The 15,339-nt window shown below is 63.6% G+C and carries 16 protein-coding genes; 5 read left to right on the forward strand and 11 right to left on the reverse strand.

Annotation, left to right across the window (positions count from 1 at the left end):
• Positions 1-3: 3 nt before the first annotated feature.
• Positions 4-2,370 carry a type VI secretion system contractile sheath large subunit gene (gene tssC, locus HF690_RS14625; RefSeq protein WP_168609978.1) on the reverse strand — a complete coding sequence of 789 codons (2,367 nt, stop codon included), beginning with the start codon at positions 2,368-2,370 and terminating at the stop codon, positions 4-6.
• Positions 2,371-2,822: 452 nt separating this feature from the next.
• Between tssC and HF690_RS14630 the strand changes: the two genes are divergently transcribed.
• Positions 2,823-3,032 (forward strand): hypothetical protein, encoded by a 210-nt coding sequence (locus HF690_RS14630; RefSeq protein ID WP_168609979.1) that lies wholly within the window; start codon positions 2,823-2,825, stop codon positions 3,030-3,032.
• A gap of 51 nt (positions 3,033-3,083) precedes the next feature.
• Here HF690_RS14630 and HF690_RS14635 read toward each other — a convergent pair whose 3' ends face one another.
• A complete protein-coding gene (locus HF690_RS14635; protein WP_113064916.1) occupies positions 3,084-4,094 on the reverse strand; it encodes a sigma-54 interaction domain-containing protein in 1,011 nt (336 codons plus the stop codon).
• Positions 4,095-4,354: 260 nt separating this feature from the next.
• On the opposite strand from HF690_RS14635, the gene HF690_RS14640 reads away from it, so the two are divergent.
• Positions 4,355-4,924 carry an SPOR domain-containing protein gene (locus HF690_RS14640; RefSeq protein WP_168609980.1) on the forward strand — a complete coding sequence of 190 codons (570 nt, stop codon included), beginning with the start codon at positions 4,355-4,357 and terminating at the stop codon, positions 4,922-4,924.
• On the opposite strand, the gene HF690_RS14645 is transcribed toward HF690_RS14640, so the two are convergent.
• Entirely contained in the window at positions 4,904-5,203 is a 300-nt protein-coding gene (locus HF690_RS14645; RefSeq protein ID WP_113064914.1) for a 7(1) septoil knot domain-containing protein, read from the reverse strand. The two genes, HF690_RS14640 and HF690_RS14645, sit on opposite strands and share 21 nt — an antisense overlap.
• Positions 5,204-5,259: 56 nt before the next feature.
• Here HF690_RS14645 and HF690_RS14650 point away from each other — a divergent pair, with 56 nt between their 5' ends.
• Together HF690_RS14650 and HF690_RS15175 are read left to right on the forward strand one after the other, a co-directional pair.
• Positions 5,260-5,619 carry a hypothetical protein gene (locus tag HF690_RS14650; protein WP_168609981.1) on the forward strand — a complete coding sequence of 120 codons (360 nt, stop codon included), beginning with the start codon at positions 5,260-5,262 and terminating at the stop codon, positions 5,617-5,619.
• Between the two features lie 333 nt (positions 5,620-5,952).
• A complete protein-coding gene (locus HF690_RS15175) occupies positions 5,953-6,060 on the forward strand; it encodes a hypothetical protein (protein WP_425495917.1) in 108 nt (35 codons plus the stop codon).
• Between the two features lie 28 nt (positions 6,061-6,088).
• Here HF690_RS15175 and HF690_RS14655 read toward each other — a convergent pair whose 3' ends face one another.
• From HF690_RS14655 to pxpB, 3 genes are read right to left on the reverse strand one after another with little or no spacing between them, the layout of a single operon-like run.
• A complete protein-coding gene (locus HF690_RS14655) occupies positions 6,089-6,850 on the reverse strand; it encodes a LamB/YcsF family protein (RefSeq protein WP_168609982.1) in 762 nt (253 codons plus the stop codon).
• Positions 6,847-7,821, reverse strand: coding sequence for a 5-oxoprolinase subunit C family protein (locus tag HF690_RS14660; RefSeq protein WP_168609983.1), 975 nt, complete (start codon positions 7,819-7,821; stop codon positions 6,847-6,849). Before HF690_RS14660 ends, HF690_RS14655 begins: the two co-directional genes overlap by 4 nt.
• Entirely contained in the window at positions 7,818-8,528 is a 711-nt protein-coding gene (pxpB, locus tag HF690_RS14665; RefSeq protein ID WP_240151798.1) for a 5-oxoprolinase subunit PxpB, read from the reverse strand. Before pxpB ends, HF690_RS14660 begins: the two co-directional genes overlap by 4 nt.
• 134 nt (positions 8,529-8,662) lie before the next feature.
• Between pxpB and HF690_RS14670 the strand changes: the two genes are divergently transcribed.
• Complete coding sequence (locus HF690_RS14670; protein WP_146742305.1) at positions 8,663-8,908, forward strand: hypothetical protein; 246 nt, start codon at positions 8,663-8,665, stop codon at positions 8,906-8,908.
• Between the two features lie 12 nt (positions 8,909-8,920).
• Here HF690_RS14670 and tadA read toward each other — a convergent pair whose 3' ends face one another.
• The 5 genes from tadA to folD form a co-directional block, all read right to left on the reverse strand.
• Positions 8,921-9,403, reverse strand: a complete 483-nt coding sequence (gene tadA / locus HF690_RS14675) for a tRNA adenosine(34) deaminase TadA (protein WP_168609985.1) — start codon at positions 9,401-9,403, stop codon at positions 8,921-8,923.
• A gap of 90 nt (positions 9,404-9,493) precedes the next feature.
• The gene (guaA, locus tag HF690_RS14680; RefSeq protein ID WP_168609986.1) at positions 9,494-11,053 is read right to left on the reverse strand and encodes a glutamine-hydrolyzing GMP synthase; all 1,560 of its coding nucleotides are present in this window, start codon (positions 11,051-11,053) and stop codon (positions 9,494-9,496) included.
• 125 nt (positions 11,054-11,178) lie between these two features.
• Complete coding sequence (guaB, locus tag HF690_RS14685) at positions 11,179-12,633, reverse strand: IMP dehydrogenase (RefSeq protein WP_113064904.1); 1,455 nt, start codon at positions 12,631-12,633, stop codon at positions 11,179-11,181.
• 74 nt (positions 12,634-12,707) lie between these two features.
• Complete coding sequence (locus HF690_RS14690) at positions 12,708-14,309, reverse strand: sulfotransferase (RefSeq protein ID WP_168609987.1); 1,602 nt, start codon at positions 14,307-14,309, stop codon at positions 12,708-12,710.
• A 76-nt stretch (positions 14,310-14,385) separates the two neighbouring features.
• Complete coding sequence (gene folD, locus HF690_RS14695) at positions 14,386-15,252, reverse strand: bifunctional methylenetetrahydrofolate dehydrogenase/methenyltetrahydrofolate cyclohydrolase FolD (RefSeq protein WP_113064902.1); 867 nt, start codon at positions 15,250-15,252, stop codon at positions 14,386-14,388.
• Positions 15,253-15,339: the final 87 nt, after the last annotated feature.

The raw sequence follows: 15,339 nt of genomic DNA on the forward strand, positions 1-15,339 counted from the left end.
CGATCAGCCCTTGGGAAGGTCGGCGACGAGACGGATCGAAGTGGTCAGCTCTTCGAGCTGGAAATGCGGTTTGATGAAGACCGTCGCCTTGTACGAACCGGGTTCGCCGGGCACGTCGGTCACGTTGACCTGTGCGGCGCGCAGCGGATAGCTGGCCTTGACGTCCTGCGAGGCGTTGTCGTCCAGCAGCACGTACTGCGTGATCCAGGTATTGAGATACGCCTCGACGTTGCCGCGGGTCAGGAATGCGCCGACCTTCTTGCGCATGAGGACCTTGATGTAGTGCGCGAAACGCGAGGCGGCCAGCATGTACGGCAGCATCGCCGACAGACGCGCATTGGCGTTGGCGTCGTTGGTCAGGTACTGGCGCGGCTGGTTGGCCGTCTGACCGCCGAAGAACGCGGCCTGCCCGGTGCCCTTGCAGTTGCACAGCGAGATGAAACCGAGATCGTTCAGTTCCTTCTCGCGGCGGTCGGTGATGGACACCTCGGTCGGGCAGATCATGTTCACCAGATCGGCGTCATCGCGATAGGTGAAGATCGGCAGACCGCTGACCAGGCCGCCGCCCTCGACACCGCGGATCGCCGCCGTCCAGCGATACAGCGCGAACGCATTGGTGATGCGCTCGGCCAGTGCGTAGGCGGCGTTGCCCCACAGGAAGGCGTTGTGTTCCGGACCGTTCTTGCCGGTGATGGTTTCCTCGTAGTGCAGCCCTTCGGCCGGACGCGAGTCCTTGCCGTACGGCAGACGCAGCAGCACGTGCGGCAGCGTCAGCGCCACATAGCGCGAGTCCTCGGTACCGCGGAACTCGACCCACTGCTGCATTTCCGGTGACTCGAACAACTGAGCCAGATCGCGCGGTTTGGCCAGCTTGTCGAAGCCGTCCAGGCCGAACAGCGAAGGCGCGGCCGCAGCGACGAACGGCGCATGCGCGGACGCGGCAATGGTCGTCATGTTGCTGAGCAGCGACATGTCGTTCGGCAGACGACCGAATTCGTAGTCGCCCACGAGCATGCTGTAGGGCATGCCGCCGTAGGTGCCGAACTCGGCCTCGTAGATCATCTTGAAGATGCAGCTCTGATCGAAATCGGCCGCCTTCTCCAGCTCCTTGCGCAGATCGTCCTTGCTGACGTTGAACACGCGCAGCTTGAGCATGGTGCCGGTCTCGGAGCGCGACACGAGATAGAACAGCCCGCGCCAGGTCGCTTCCTGCTTCTGGAAGTTCGGCGCATGCATGATGACGTCGAGCTGGTGACCGATCTGCACGTCGATGCCGCCCACGCGTTCGTCGATCAGGCCATTGCAGCCCAGCTCCACGTGCGTCAGGTCCTTGCTCTCCATCGGCACGATGATCTCGTGGGCGAGACGGGCCGACAGGCGGCGCGCACGCGACAGCGGGTCGATGGACAGGAATGCTTCCTGACGATCGCTGGCGGTCTGCGTAGCCTGTTCGGCCATGGCATCGGAGGCGTCGGCCTTGGACTGGGCCATCAGCAACGCGGCGTCGGCATCGTCCTTGGTCTTGCGCGCCTCGATCAACGCCTTGTTGGCGTTGGCGATAGCCGTATCGCCGGTGGCCTTGCTGGCGGCCGTTTCGGCCTTGTCCAGCGCATCGGCGGCATCCTTGGCCGCCTTCTTGGCCGTTTCCAGCGCGGCATCCGCGTCCGTGGCCGCCTGCTTGGCATTTTCGGCAGCTTCCTGCGCGGCGTCGGCGGCATCCTTCGCAGCCTCGGCCGTCTTGACGCTATCACCCATCTGCGCCACCAACTGCGTCATCAGGGCGACCGGCACGTCCTTGCCTTCGACAGGCCCCTGCGCCGGCGCGGAGGACGGCGCCACATTGACCTTGACCCAGTCCTCGGCGTTGTCGGTCGGGAACAGCTTTTTCAGCGCCCCCATCGCGTCGGCATCCTGGATCGTCTGATCGAGGAGGCTCGCCAGCGAATCGTTGCATTCGGCCATCGACTGCAAACTGCGCAGATCGCCACGCGCCTTGTAGCGCTGCTGCAGATTGGGAACCTTGTTGACCACGGCCAACGGTTCGAAGTCGGCCAGGCAGTTGAAGGTCAGTGGCCCATTGAGCTTCTTGCCATCGCCGGTGATCAGGTCGGGAAGACCATCCAGCCGGATCGTCGGTCCACACTCGGACAGGATCCGGTCAAAGGATTCCGCATCGATGTCGCGCATGCGACGATCCTTCACCGCCGGCAACGAATCCGCGCTCCGCTCTCCGGACAGGTCGGCGAAGATGCCGACGATGAAGGGCAATTCGACCTTCTCGCTGGCACCGCCGGTTTCCACGTCATAGGTGATGCGTACGCGCGGCGGACGCACACGCAACAACTTCTTCTGAATACTCTCGACAGTCATGTTCGCGCCTCGGTTGGTGGAAGGCTGCGGATTCCGTTCGTTCGAATGCCGCCCGATGTAGCCGTGCGATGACTGTTATCAAGATGCGTGCCAACTATTTAATTTATTGTTTTCATTGGATTTTACAAAATTTCCCTTTGGGAAAACCACTTCCGCCGTGTGCTTTTCCACCCACTCGAAACATGAGCATCGAGATGGCGGGAATCGCCGCGCACGAGGTGAAAGCACATGAGCATGCGCTTTCATGACTTACCGTATTTCCTGTGTATGACATTCGCGCGGGGTGTGTCAGTTTTTACACGGCGTGTGAAAAATGCCCCGGCTCGCTCCCCGGGCACAGTCGTACATCACCGCTCCGATTCCGGACGGCATGAAGTTCTGCGCAGGAAGTGAATCGAACGAAGTATTCGTCAGCGGTGTCGACGGCGACGCCAGAGCCGTTGCGGTCCAACATGCAACGACTCCACGATGCCTTTTGCTTCCAGCAGGGACAACGCCTGCTCGACCTCGGCATCGGAGGCATTCACGGCAACAGCTTGCAGCCACCATTGACGGATACCTCGAACGGTATCCGCGCTGCGTGGATGCCGCTGCAGATGGGATGCGATGGCATCGGCTACTGCATGAATGCGCTCATCCCCGGTTGCGGTCTCGGGTGGTGACTTGCTTGCCATGATCGGAAGCTGAAGAAGCTCCTCTTGTCATTGTTGGGCTCATGGATCGACGGAATGCTTCTCCCGCCTCACGGCGGGTTCGGCCTTTTCCCTATATTTGCGCACAAGTTTGCTGAACGCACTGCGATCCTGGCCGGCCATACGCGCGGCTTCGGAGATATTGCCGTGGGCACGCTTCATCGCGCTGGCCACGTAACGGCGCTCGAATTCCGCGATGGCCCTGGCTTTGGCCTCACGAAAAGCACCATTGAAACGAGGTTCGGCGGCATGCGAGCGCGAATCGCTGGCGTGATGGTCGGGCATCGCGTGAATCACCCTGTCCTCGCACATCAGGAACTCGCGTTGCACGAAATGCTCCAGTTCGCGCACATTGCCCGGCCAGTCGTGATGGGCCAGCGCCGCAATCGTGCGCGGATGGAACCGCTTGCCGGGCATGTCGTCGATGTAGCGTTGATTGAGGCGGTCGAGAAAGGTCTGCGCCAGCTCCACGACATCCTCCCCGCGTTCGCGCAGCGGCGGCATGTGTAGCGGCAGGACCTTGAGCCGATACAGCAGATCGCGTCGAAAACGGCGCGACTCGACCAGCGCATCGAGATCCGCATTGCTGGCGGCGATCAGGCGCACATCGGCCTGCCGCATCTGCGTACCGCCGACTCGGCGGTAGGTACCGTCCTGCAGGAAACGCAGCAGCGACGCCTGCGCCTTGGACGACAAGGCGTCGATTTCATCCAGAAACAGCGTTCCGCCGTCAGCCTCGCTGATCAGTCCCGGCGCGGCCTGACGGGCGTCGGTGAAGGCGCCGCGTTCGTGTCCGAACAGCTCGCTCTCGACCAGCGATTCGGACAGCGCACCGCAGTTGATGGGGATGAAGGGGCCGCCGGCGCGGTCGCCGAGATAATGCACGGCATGAGCGGCGAGTTCCTTGCCTGTGCCGGTTTCCCCACTGACCAGCACCGTGATGTCGAACCGCGCCACGCGACGGATCTGCGCCAGCACATGGGCGAACTGAGGCGAAGAACCGAGAAGATTGAATCGCAATGCATCATCCATGACACGCCCCTGAATTGTACGGGAGACCATTGCAGCGGTCGCTTTGCCACGGCTTCCGGCGTGAACCGGCACCTGTGAATGGAACCTGCGACGCGTCCGATGCTCCCCGAGTTCGATATCGAACGAGGTGCAAGTGGTACCACGAAGCCATTCGCATATTCAATGCGAAATATTCGCATTGCGCCTCCCCTCGCCTTGCCGCGACCGGAATGGCACCATGGACCGCGGGTGGCGACGATCGCTGCGACAGGGATGGCAACATGCTGGCGAAATTGGCGCTGATTCTTCTGGTGGTTCTGTTCGGCGCGTGCATGTTCGTGGCAGGCGTGATGGCCCCGGACGCCTGGCAGCAGCGCATCGAAAGCGCGGTCGGGCACCTGCCCGGCGTGTCTTCGTCTACCCCGCCACCCGGCATACCTACGCCGCAGCTGACCGCCGGCAAGGCATCGAATCCTGCAGTCGGCGCCTCCGCCTCGGCACCGCCCAGCGCATCCACGACAGCCACGCTGAACGCCTTGCTGGTGACCTCCACCGTGAAGCATCCCGCGCCGAAGAAAGGCGCGACGGCGTATGCGCTGCAACTGGGCATGTATGTTTCCGAGCGGGCCGCCGACGATGAGGAGCGCCGCGTGAAAACCGTGGGCATCGACCTGCCGCTGACTCGGATCAGCGTGCTCGATGCAGGCGGCCATCGCTGGATCGTGGTCGCCGTGGGACGCTTCCCGTCGACGGCGGACGCACAGCAATCGTCCGCCCGCATTGCCAGCATCCTCGGCATGCGCAACCTTTCGGTGATTCGCCTTCCTGCCTCAGGAAAACCCGCGTCGTGACGCGAACAGGCCTCGTCGAGCCTTCTCGGGATCGCGCCAGCCGGTTTCGCCGTAGCTGTCCACGAAACAGACCTTCACCTGCGCCATGCCGATACTGCAGAAGTAGACCCAGGCGGTCGCATCATTGCGTTCGCGAGTGATGAACCAGCGCGTGTCGCCATGGGCCAACCCCCAGCTGGATACGCGATGCACCCACACATCGGCCTGGCCGCGATCGTGCACCAGTGCGACGCGCACATCCGCCTCTCCCATGGTCCAGACTTGATAGATGCGTGCCATCGGTTCCACTATTCCCCGTGCAGGATGTCTTTTCCGATCATCGCCGAGGTTCGACCATGAAGTCACCCATCCATCGCGGGGGACGTGTCGCGCAAGGACGTATCAGCGTGTTGAAGCTGCCGATATCCAGTCGCCCTGTACTGGGCAAGTCCGAGCCGGTCGAGGATGACCGCCGCGCACGCGCAGCCATGCAGGCCGGCCCTTCGCATGCCAATCCGCGCAAGCAGGAACTGGCCACGATCGACGAACCGCTGCCGCCGCGATTGCAGACGGCGCTTTCCTATCGCCTCGATCCGGAACTTCGCGCACGCCTGAACGGCGCACCCGGTCCGCAACCGATGTCGCGCCGCCAGGCCGATCAGCGCGTACAGGTCACGTTGTACATCGATTCCGAGCTCGAAGGCGGCGACGCCTGATCTTTCGCATCGCAGGTCTCCAACCTTCATCGTCCATCCATCAGGACGATGGCGGCGCATTCCGGCACGCCGGCAACTTCATCGACAACTCCACCGACGACGCTACCCGCGTGTGGTCCGCGAATCCGCAGCAAGTAGACGCGAGCACCCTGGTACTGACCGCCAACACGTCGTAAACCACGGGAACGTGCCGCGACATCAACTGCGACCCGGCCGCGCCCCCGAAAGGCATCCGCATCTCCGACGATCCGCTGCTTCCGGCCCGCTCCGTGGTCTATGCGCGTTCACATCTGCGCCGCACCAGCGAACCGGCAGACGCATATCATCTTGGCGATGCTTTTCTTCGTCGTCATCCTCGGGCACGTCGACGCCGCGCTGTATCACGCTCTGATACGCCGTGACGGCGTACTTCGCAGCATGTTGGGGAAAAAGCGTCGGTGATGAACGCGCTGTCGGACGCTCTGGCGGCTCAATGCTCGGTCGAGCGCAGTTCAACGCCTGATGCCCTGAGCTGCTGGTGCATGAGACGGGCAAAGGCCACCGCGTCGTGTCGATCACCGTGCACGCAGATGGTGTCCGCGCGAAGCGACAGCAGGGTTCCGTCGACCGTTTCGACGGCGCCCTCTTCCGCCAGTTTCACCGCCTGCGCGGCTGCAATGTTCACATCCTCGATGACGGCGCCACGCTCGCCACGAGGCACCAGATGTCCGTCGGACAGATAACGCCGATCTGCGAAGGCTTCGTGTGCGACGGACAATCCGAGTTGCTGACCGCATGCAACCAGCCGGCCGCCGGAACGGCCGAGCAGGCGCATGCTCGCATCGATGTCGTACACGGCGCGTGCCAGCGCCTTGGCGAGATCCTCGTCCCGCTCGACCATGTGGTAGAGCGCGCCATGCGGCTTCATGTGCATGACCTTCACGCCCTGCGTGCGCGCGACCGCGCTCAAGGCCCCGATCTGCACCACGGCAAGGTCGTAGACCTGCTGAGCACTGAGCGCCATGGCGCGTCGGCCGAATCCGGCGAGATCGGGCAATCCCACATGCGCGCCGACCGCAACACCGGACTCCGCCGCCAGAACCACGGTCCTACGCATGATCGAGGGATCGCCGGCATGGAATCCGCAGGCGACGTTCGCCGAGGTGATCCACGGCATGACTTCGGCGTCCGCGCCCATGTTCCAGGGACCGAAGGATTCGCCCATGTCGCAATTGAGATCGATGCGCTTCATGTGCCCTGCTCCAGTCGTCGCGCGATGTTCCTGCACAGATCATCGAGACTTCGGCGCTGCGCGGCAAGCAGATGGCGCGCTTGCTGCAGATCGACCCACTCGAAGCGCAACGCATCGCCCGGCCGGCACTGACCGAGGCGAGGAAGATCGGCCGCTGCCAGTTGCGCAATGCGTGGATAACCGCCGGTAACGGGATGCTCGGTCGCCAGCAGGATCGGCTTTCCACCGGGCGGAAGTTGCATGACGCCGGCGACCACGCCTTCGCTGATGCATTCGGTGGCATCGCGCAGCTGCAGCGCCTGTTCGCCTTGCAGTCGAATGCCGACGCGGTTGCTGTCGGCGGTCACCTGGAACGTCGATTGCGTGAGCGCATCGCGCGAGGCCTCGCTCAGCACAGCGGTGTGACGGGATTCCAGCAACCGCATCGGCGTGTGGGAAGCCACATCGATGAACCACGGCCGAGGATCCAGCGACCAGTTGGACGTCGCGCGCTCAGGCAGACGTCGCGGTCCGAGCGGCAACCGATCTCCGCGTCGCAGTGCCCGACCATCCAGCGGCCCCAGACCGGCATTGAGGTCGACACTTCGACTGCCCAGCCATGGCGGGCCATCAATGCCGCCCTCGATGGCCAGGTAGCTGCGGCAACCTGCGGCCATCGGACCGATATCCAGCTCGCTCCCAGCCGGACACCAGACCGAGGTCCAGGCGGAGAACGGTTCGCCATTGAGACGCGCCTGCGGCGTGGGCGCGCCGGTCAAGGCGACGTGCGCACCGGCCTCGATGCGCAGCTTCGGACCGCGCAGCGTGCATTCGATACCGCAGGCATCGGCTGGATTGCCGACCAGTGCCTGGGCCAGACGCAGCGCCGGCGCATCGGCCGCGCCGCTTCGACCGATGCCCAGATGGGCCCATCCGGGGCGTCCGAGATCCTGAAGGCTGCTCAACAGGCCGGGATCGAGCACTTCGATCATGCGCCCTGCTCCGTGAGCAAGCGCGCGTAAGTTTCGTGCGATACGGGCTCGAAGCGCACCCGGTCGCCCGGTGCCAGCAGACAGGGGCGTGCAACATCGGTCGGATCGAACAAGCGTGACGGCGTCCGCCCGATCAACTGCCAGCCGCCGGGCAATTCACGCGGATAGATGCCAGTCTGGGCACCGCCGATGGCGATCGAGCCAGCAGGTACCCGGGTTCGCGGCGTGTCACGCCGCGGAATGCTCAAGGCCGGATCCATGCCCAACAGGTAGGCAAAACCGGGCGCGAAACCGATCATGGCCACGCGATAGATCGGCGCGCTGTGCCGACGCACGAGTTCTTCGATGGAAAACCCCAGCGTCTGCGCAACCGGGCCAAGATCCTCGCCGCAGGCCGCGTCATAGCAGACGGGCACGCGGTGCACCATGGATGTCGCCTTCGCGATCGCCGAGGTCTCGATGCCGCTGGCCAGGTCGAGGATGCGCGCCTCCAGGCATGGACTGTCGTCATCGTCGCCCGGAGGCGGCGGATCGAAGCGCAACAGCAGACTGGCATACGCCGGCACGAGTTCGCGCAGGCGCGGCAGACCGGCAGCGCGCATGCGCTCGCTCAGCGCATGCACGCGGGCATTGGTTTCAGGATCGATTGTGTCGCCCAGGCGCAGCATGAAGGCATGCTCGCCCATGGCTTCCAGTTGAAGACTCATGCCGTCATCGTACATGCGTAGAACGTGACGCCAAGCCGCAAATGCAGCCTTGGTTCAGTCAACGACAGCGAAATTATCGGTAGATTCATGCATGACCTCCCAGGATGGGAACGGGTCACACGGAGCGCATGGTCATGGCACAACTACAGGGTTCGCATTCAGGCTATCGCTACGATGCCTTCTGGAGCGTGCAGCAGGACACGGTGTTCTGGGGCGCGGTGATCAGTCAGGACGGCCACGTCATGGGACGGCCCAAGGGCCAACTCCAGCGCGAAGCGATCGACGGCGACGAAGTCGAGGCGATCCGGCATGTGGTAGCGACGGCTATCGACAAGAATGTCGGCGTAGACGCAGAAGCCGACGCCGATCAGGTTTCCTGAAACACTTCGCACTCAGCGCCGCGAACGGAAGAACTCGCGCAGCATGGTTGCCGAGACATCGGCAAGCAGACCGGACTCGACCTTGATCCGGTGGTTGTGGCGTTCGGACACCAGCGTGTCGAAGACACTGCCGGCCGCGCCCGTCTTCGGATCCGTGGTGGCATATACGACGCGTGCAATGCGCGCATGCACCAGCGCCATCGCGCACATGGCGCAAGGTTCCAGCGTGACGTAGAGCGTGCTGCCCGGAAAGCGGTGATTCCCAAGCTTCTCCCCGGCCGCGCGCAAGGCCACGATTTCGGCATGCGCCGTCGGATCGTGAAGCGTGATGTTGCGATTCCAGCCAAGTCCGAGCACGTTCTGCTCCGCATCGACCAGAACGGCGCCCACCGGCACCTCGTTCTCGGCATCGCGAGCATGTTCGGCCAGCGCCAGAGCACGCTGCATCCAGGCGCGGTCCTGATCGCTGAAACAGGTAGCAGCATCCGAAGTCATGAGCACTTTTCTTTCAATGACTTGCCTGACAAACATGCCGCTGCGGAAACACGCATCGCTGCAGACTGACCATGCAAGCTATTGATTTCCCTACTCCCACTCGATCGTCGCCGGCGGCTTGCCACTAATATCATAAACCACGCGAGAAATACCACGTAATTCATTGATAATTCTACGAGATACGTGGTCGAGAAACTCGTATGGCAACTGCGCCCAGTGCGCAGTCATGAAGTCGATGGTCTCCACGGCGCGCAACGCGACCACCCAATCGTAGGCGCGCCCGTCGCCAACGACGCCGACCGATTTCACCGGCAGGAAGACGGCGAAGGCCTGGCTGACGCGATCGTAGAGATCGTGCCGGCGCAACTCCTCGATATAGATAGCGTCGGCTTTCTGCAGCAACTCGACGTACTCGGCCTTGACCTCGCCGAGCACGCGAACGCCCAGACCGGGACCCGGGAACGGATGGCGATAGACCATCTCGCGCGGCAGACCGAGTTCGACACCGATGCGGCGCACTTCATCCTTGAACAGCTCGCGCAACGGCTCGACCAGTTTCAGGTTCATCCGCTCGGGCAGACCGCCGACGTTGTGGTGGCTCTTGATGACATGGGCCTTGCCGGTCTTGCCGCCGGCCGACTCGATGACGTCGGGATAGATCGTGCCCTGTGCCAGCCACTTCACGCCTTCCAGCTTGCCGGCCTCTTCGTCGAACACCTCGATGAACAGGCGGCCGATGACCTTGCGCTTGTCCTCCGGATCCTCGACGCCTTCCAGTGCCTTGAAGAAGCGCTCGGCGGCGTTGACGCGGATCACCCGCACGCCCATGTGCTCGGCCATGGTGGCCATGACCTGATCGCCTTCCTGGTAGCGCAGCAGACCGGTGTCGACGAACACACAGGTCAGCTGATCGCCGATGGCCTTTTCCAGCAAGGCGGCCACCACCGAGGAATCCACGCCACCGGACAGCCCCAGCAGGACATGATCGTCGCCGACCTGCTCGCGCACGCGCTCGATGCTGTCATCGATGATGCGGCCCGGCGTCCACAGCGTCTCGCAACCGCAGAGCTCAACCACGAAGCGACGCAGCAGCTCCAGACCGCGCTGGGTATGCGTCACTTCGGGATGGAACTGCAAACCGTAGTACTTGCGGCGATCGTCGGCCATGCCGACCAGCGGTACCGACTCGGTCGCGGCCACGCCGGTGAAACCTTCGGGCAGCGCAGTCACGCGGTCGCCGTGCGACATCCAGACGTCCAGCTCACCGTTGGCGGTGATGAGGCCGTCCAGCAGCTCGCACGAATCGGTGCTGTGCACCTTGGCGTAGCCGAATTCGCGATGGTGCTCGCTCTCGACCTTGCCGCCGAGCTGCACGGCCATGCTCTGCATGCCGTAACAGATGCCCAGCAGCGGCACGCCGAGATCATAGACGGCCTGCGGCGCACGGGGCGAATCCGCTTCGGTCACCGACTCGGGACCGCCGGAAAGAATGATGCCCTTGGGCGCGAACTGCGCGATCTCGGCGGGATCGTGGTCCCATGCCCAGATCTCGCAGTAGACACCAATCTCACGTACGCGGCGTGCGATCAGCTGCGTGTACTGCGAGCCGAAGTCGAGGATGAGGATCTTGTCGCTATGGATATTCTGCATGCGGGACTCGGGTTGGCCCGGGACTCGGGCTCCCGGTCACGCTGCGTGGATGAAGTACCCGACACGATTGGATCGCGTCGCGCCGCCGACGTTCGGTTCCCGAGTTCCGAACGCCGGCGGAGATATCAGTCGAGCCGGTAGTTCGGCGCTTCCTTGACGATCTGGATATCGTGCGGATGCGCCTCGCGCACACCGGCGCCGGTGACACGCACGAACTGAGCCTGACTGCGCATCTCGTCGATGCTGGCGCAACCGCAGTAGCCCATCGAGGCGCGCAGGCCGCCCATCATCTGATGCACGATGTTGCGCAGCGGACCGCGATACGGCACGCGGCCCTCGATGCCTTCCGGCACCAGCTTGTCGGCGTCGGCCTCGTCCTGGAAGTAGCGGTCCTTCGAGCCCTGCTGCATGGCGCCCAGCGAACCCATGCCGCGATAGCTCTTGTAGGAACGGCCCTGGAACAGCTCGACCTCGCCCGGCGCTTCCTCGGTGCCGGCGAACATCGAGCCGAGCATGACCATGGAGGCTCCGGCCGCAATGGCCTTGGCCACATCGCCGGAATAGCGGATGCCGCCGTCGGCGATCAGCGGAATCTCGTCCTTCAGCGCCGTGGCGACCATGTCGATGGCGGTGATCTGCGGCACGCCCACGCCCGCGACCACGCGCGTGGTGCAGATCGAACCGGGGCCGACGCCGACCTTGACCGCATCAACACCGGCATCGCGCAGCGCCAGTGCGGCATCGCCGGTAACGATGTTGCCGGCGATGACCTGCAGATCCGGGTAGTGCTTCTTGACCCACGAGACGCGATCGATCACGCCCTGCGAGTGTCCGTGCGCGGTATCGACCACGATCACGTCGACGCCGGCCTCGGCCAGTGCCTCGACGCGCGCTTCGGTGTCGCCGGCAACGCCGACCGCCGCACCCACGCGCAGGCGCTCATGGGCGTCCTTGGCCGCGTACGGATTGTCGCGTGCCTTCTGGATGTCCTTGACCGTGATCAGTCCGCGCAGCTGGAAGGCATCGTTGACCACCAGCACCTTCTCGATGCGGTTGCGATGCAGCAGGTCCAGCACTTCGTCGTGACTGGCTTCCTCGCCCACCGTGACCAGCCTGTCCTTGCGGGTCATGATATTGCGGACCGGGTCGTCGTGCTTCTTCTCGAAGCGCAGATCGCGGCTGGTGACAATGCCGACCAGCGCGTCGCCCTCGACCACCGGCACGCCGGAAATGCTATTGGCGCGGGTGATCTGCATGACTTCGTCGATGGACGTGTCCGGCCCGACCGTGATCGGGTTGCGGATGACGCCGGCCTCGAACTTCTTCACCAGGCGCACTTCCGCAGCCTGCTGCTCCGGCGTCATGTTCTTGTGGATGATGCCGATGCCACCGCACTGCGCCATGGTGATGGCCAGGCGCGCTTCGGTGACCGTATCCATCGCCGCGGAGACGATGGGCACGTTCAGACGGATGTTTCGCGTCAGTCGCGTGGAGGTGTCCACATCGCGCGGCAGCACGGTCGAGTGGGCGGGGACGAGGTAGACGTCGTCGTAGGTGAGAGCCTCGGCAAGAATGCGCATGGCGTGTAGTCCCGCAGGTAAATCAGCCTATTGTACTGGATAGCCCTAGCGCAGGGCCAGATCGCCAACGACCCTCATGTTCCGTGCTCCACCTTCAGCAGCGTGCGCAAGGGTTCCAGCGCCTCGGCGTAATGATGGGCGCGGGCTGTATCGCGCTGCAGGGGCTGACGGACCTGCGCAGCGCTGGCCGTGCGCACGACGCGCTCCGTTTCGTGGAACGAAAGGCAGGCGGGATCGAACGGCAGACCACAGAAGTCCAGCAACTGCCGAATCGTCGCTTCGGGCGCGTCCAGCAGTTTCTCGTAAGTCAACGGCAGGCAAGACTCCGGAAACAGGGCGGCCCAATGACGGGACAATCGGTCGTAGTTCTTCCAGAAACCGGCCATGTCCTCAAGATCGTAGCTGAAATGATTCCCCTGCCGGAAATACTGGCGATAACAGGCCAAGCAGGTTTCCAGCGGATCGCGTCGCACATCGATGATCCGCGCGCCCGGAAGCATGGCCCGGACTGCGCCGACCAACTTCCAATTCAGCAGATTCTTGTCAGTCGAACGGCTACGCTTCTCACGCAAGTATCCGGTACGTTCAAGGTAGACGTGTCCGAGCCGTGCCCAGTCCTCGGGTGTGGCGTGCGGCACCCAGTCCGGGAATGCATGGCCGCGCCGCGCCGATTCTTCGTCGATGACCGCTTGCAGATCACGAATCTCTCCCCCGCCCTCGACCTCCGGGTGGGAAGCCAGAATCTGCTCCACGAGTGTCGACCCCGATCGCGGCAGGCTGACGACAAAAATGATCTCCTCCCCTCGGGAAGGATCCGCATCGCCTCCCTGCCCGGATGGAAATGCGCGCTCGATGGCCTTCACATATGCGCGCTCGGCTTCGGCATTCCACCGTTCACGCGCATGCACGGCCGCATTGGCCTTGCGCAAGGTCTCGAAAGCCGAAGCGTAATCGGCCTGGTCCTCGTAAGCCTTGGCCAGCGCGAACCCGAGCGTGATTCGGCTCTCGGCCCGCTCGGGCGTCTGTCGCCACGCGTCGCGCAGACCTTTCAGATCTTCGCTGGAAAAGGAGAAGGTCTTGATGTCGGCCAGCCCCAGCCAGGCTTTGGCATGCGTCGGTTGCCGCCGAAGGATTTCGCGGTAGTTTTCCACGGCCTCACGGATGCATCCGGTACTGATCTGGGTATCCGCCAGTGTGACGCGTGCGTTGATATGCTCGGGCGCACTGCGCAGCACATCGAGCATGACCCGGCCGACTTCGGCAGGCGCCTTCCGCTGATCGTGCATGGCCTTGCCGAGGTTGTACCGGTACGGAATCGAATCCGGCTGCAGCGAACAGGCGCGTTGCAGACAGTTCAGCGCCTCCTCGTCGGCATGCAGGTCGTGCCGCGCGACACCGAGTCCCATCCACGCGGCGGCATTTTCCGGTTCGTGCGCCACGACTTCCTCGAACCAGCGCATCGAGGAAGCGAAATCACCCTGCATGTGCAGCGCGACGCCCATGAAATAGCGGATGCGCATGCTGTTCGGAGCCATCGCCAGCGCTCCCGACAGGGACCGAAGCGCTTCGTCGGGTCGTCCTCCCCGCAAGGCATCCATGGCCTGCGCGAGGCGTTGCTGAGCTGCGGACGGCAAGGTTTCGCTCAATGGCGAGGACGGTGTCTTGTTTCGCTGCATGATGAGGCGATTTGCGATTCCGTTCGTTTCAGTCCGAATGCATCGAAGCGGTCACCGGACCACGGTCCGGAAGCACTCAGGCCACGGATCGCGCCTGGCGTGATTCGGCCGCTTCCAGCGTGTTCTCGATCAAGGTCGCGACCGTCATGGGACCGACTCCACCGGGCACCGGCGTGATCCATGATGCGCGCTCTGCCGCGACGTCGAACTCGACGTCGCCGACCAGACGTCCGTCCTCGAGACGATTGATGCCGACATCGACAACCACGGCGCCCGGCTTGATCCACTCGCCCTTGATAAGGCCGGGCCTGCCGACGGCCACAACCAGTATGTCGGCCTGACGCACATGTGCGGCGAGGTCGGCCGTGAAACGGTGGCAGCAGGTCACCGTGGCGCCGGCAATCAGAAGCTCCAGAGCCAAGGGTCTGCCGACGTGATTGGACACGCCGACGATGACCGCATGACGCCCGCGCACCGGACGATCGGTGTGACCGAGCAAGGTCATCACGCCCTTCGGCGTACAGGGACGGAGTCCGAGGCGCCGCAGGACCAGTCGCCCCACATTGACTGCGTGAAAACCGTCCACATCCTTGCGCGGATCGATACGATCGACCAGCGCGTCCTCATCGACGTGATCCGGCAACGGTGATTGCACCAGGATGCCGCTGACATCGGGATCGGCATTGAGCTTGTCGATCAGCGCGAACAGCTCGGCTTCGCTGGTCTCGGCCGGAAGATCGTAATCGTAGGAACGAAACCCGACCTGCTCACAGGCGCGGCGCTTGTTGCGCACATACACGGCCGACGCCGGATCGCTACCGACCAGTACCACGGCCAGACCCGGGGGCGTGTCGCCGGCAGCGACGCGTTCCGCCACGCGCCGACCGACGCGATCAAGAACTTCCTGTGCGATGCGTTTGCCGTCGAGAATGCGTGCGGTCATATCGAATGCGTGCCGGGAAAGCGCGCATTATCCGGGTTCGGAACAAATCGCACAAATGCGACGGCCACATGGCGCACACCCGCATGC

It is taken from the genome of Oleiagrimonas citrea (assembly GCF_012395255.1).
In the GTDB taxonomy this organism is placed as follows: Bacteria; Pseudomonadota; Gammaproteobacteria; order Xanthomonadales; family Rhodanobacteraceae; genus Oleiagrimonas; species Oleiagrimonas citrea.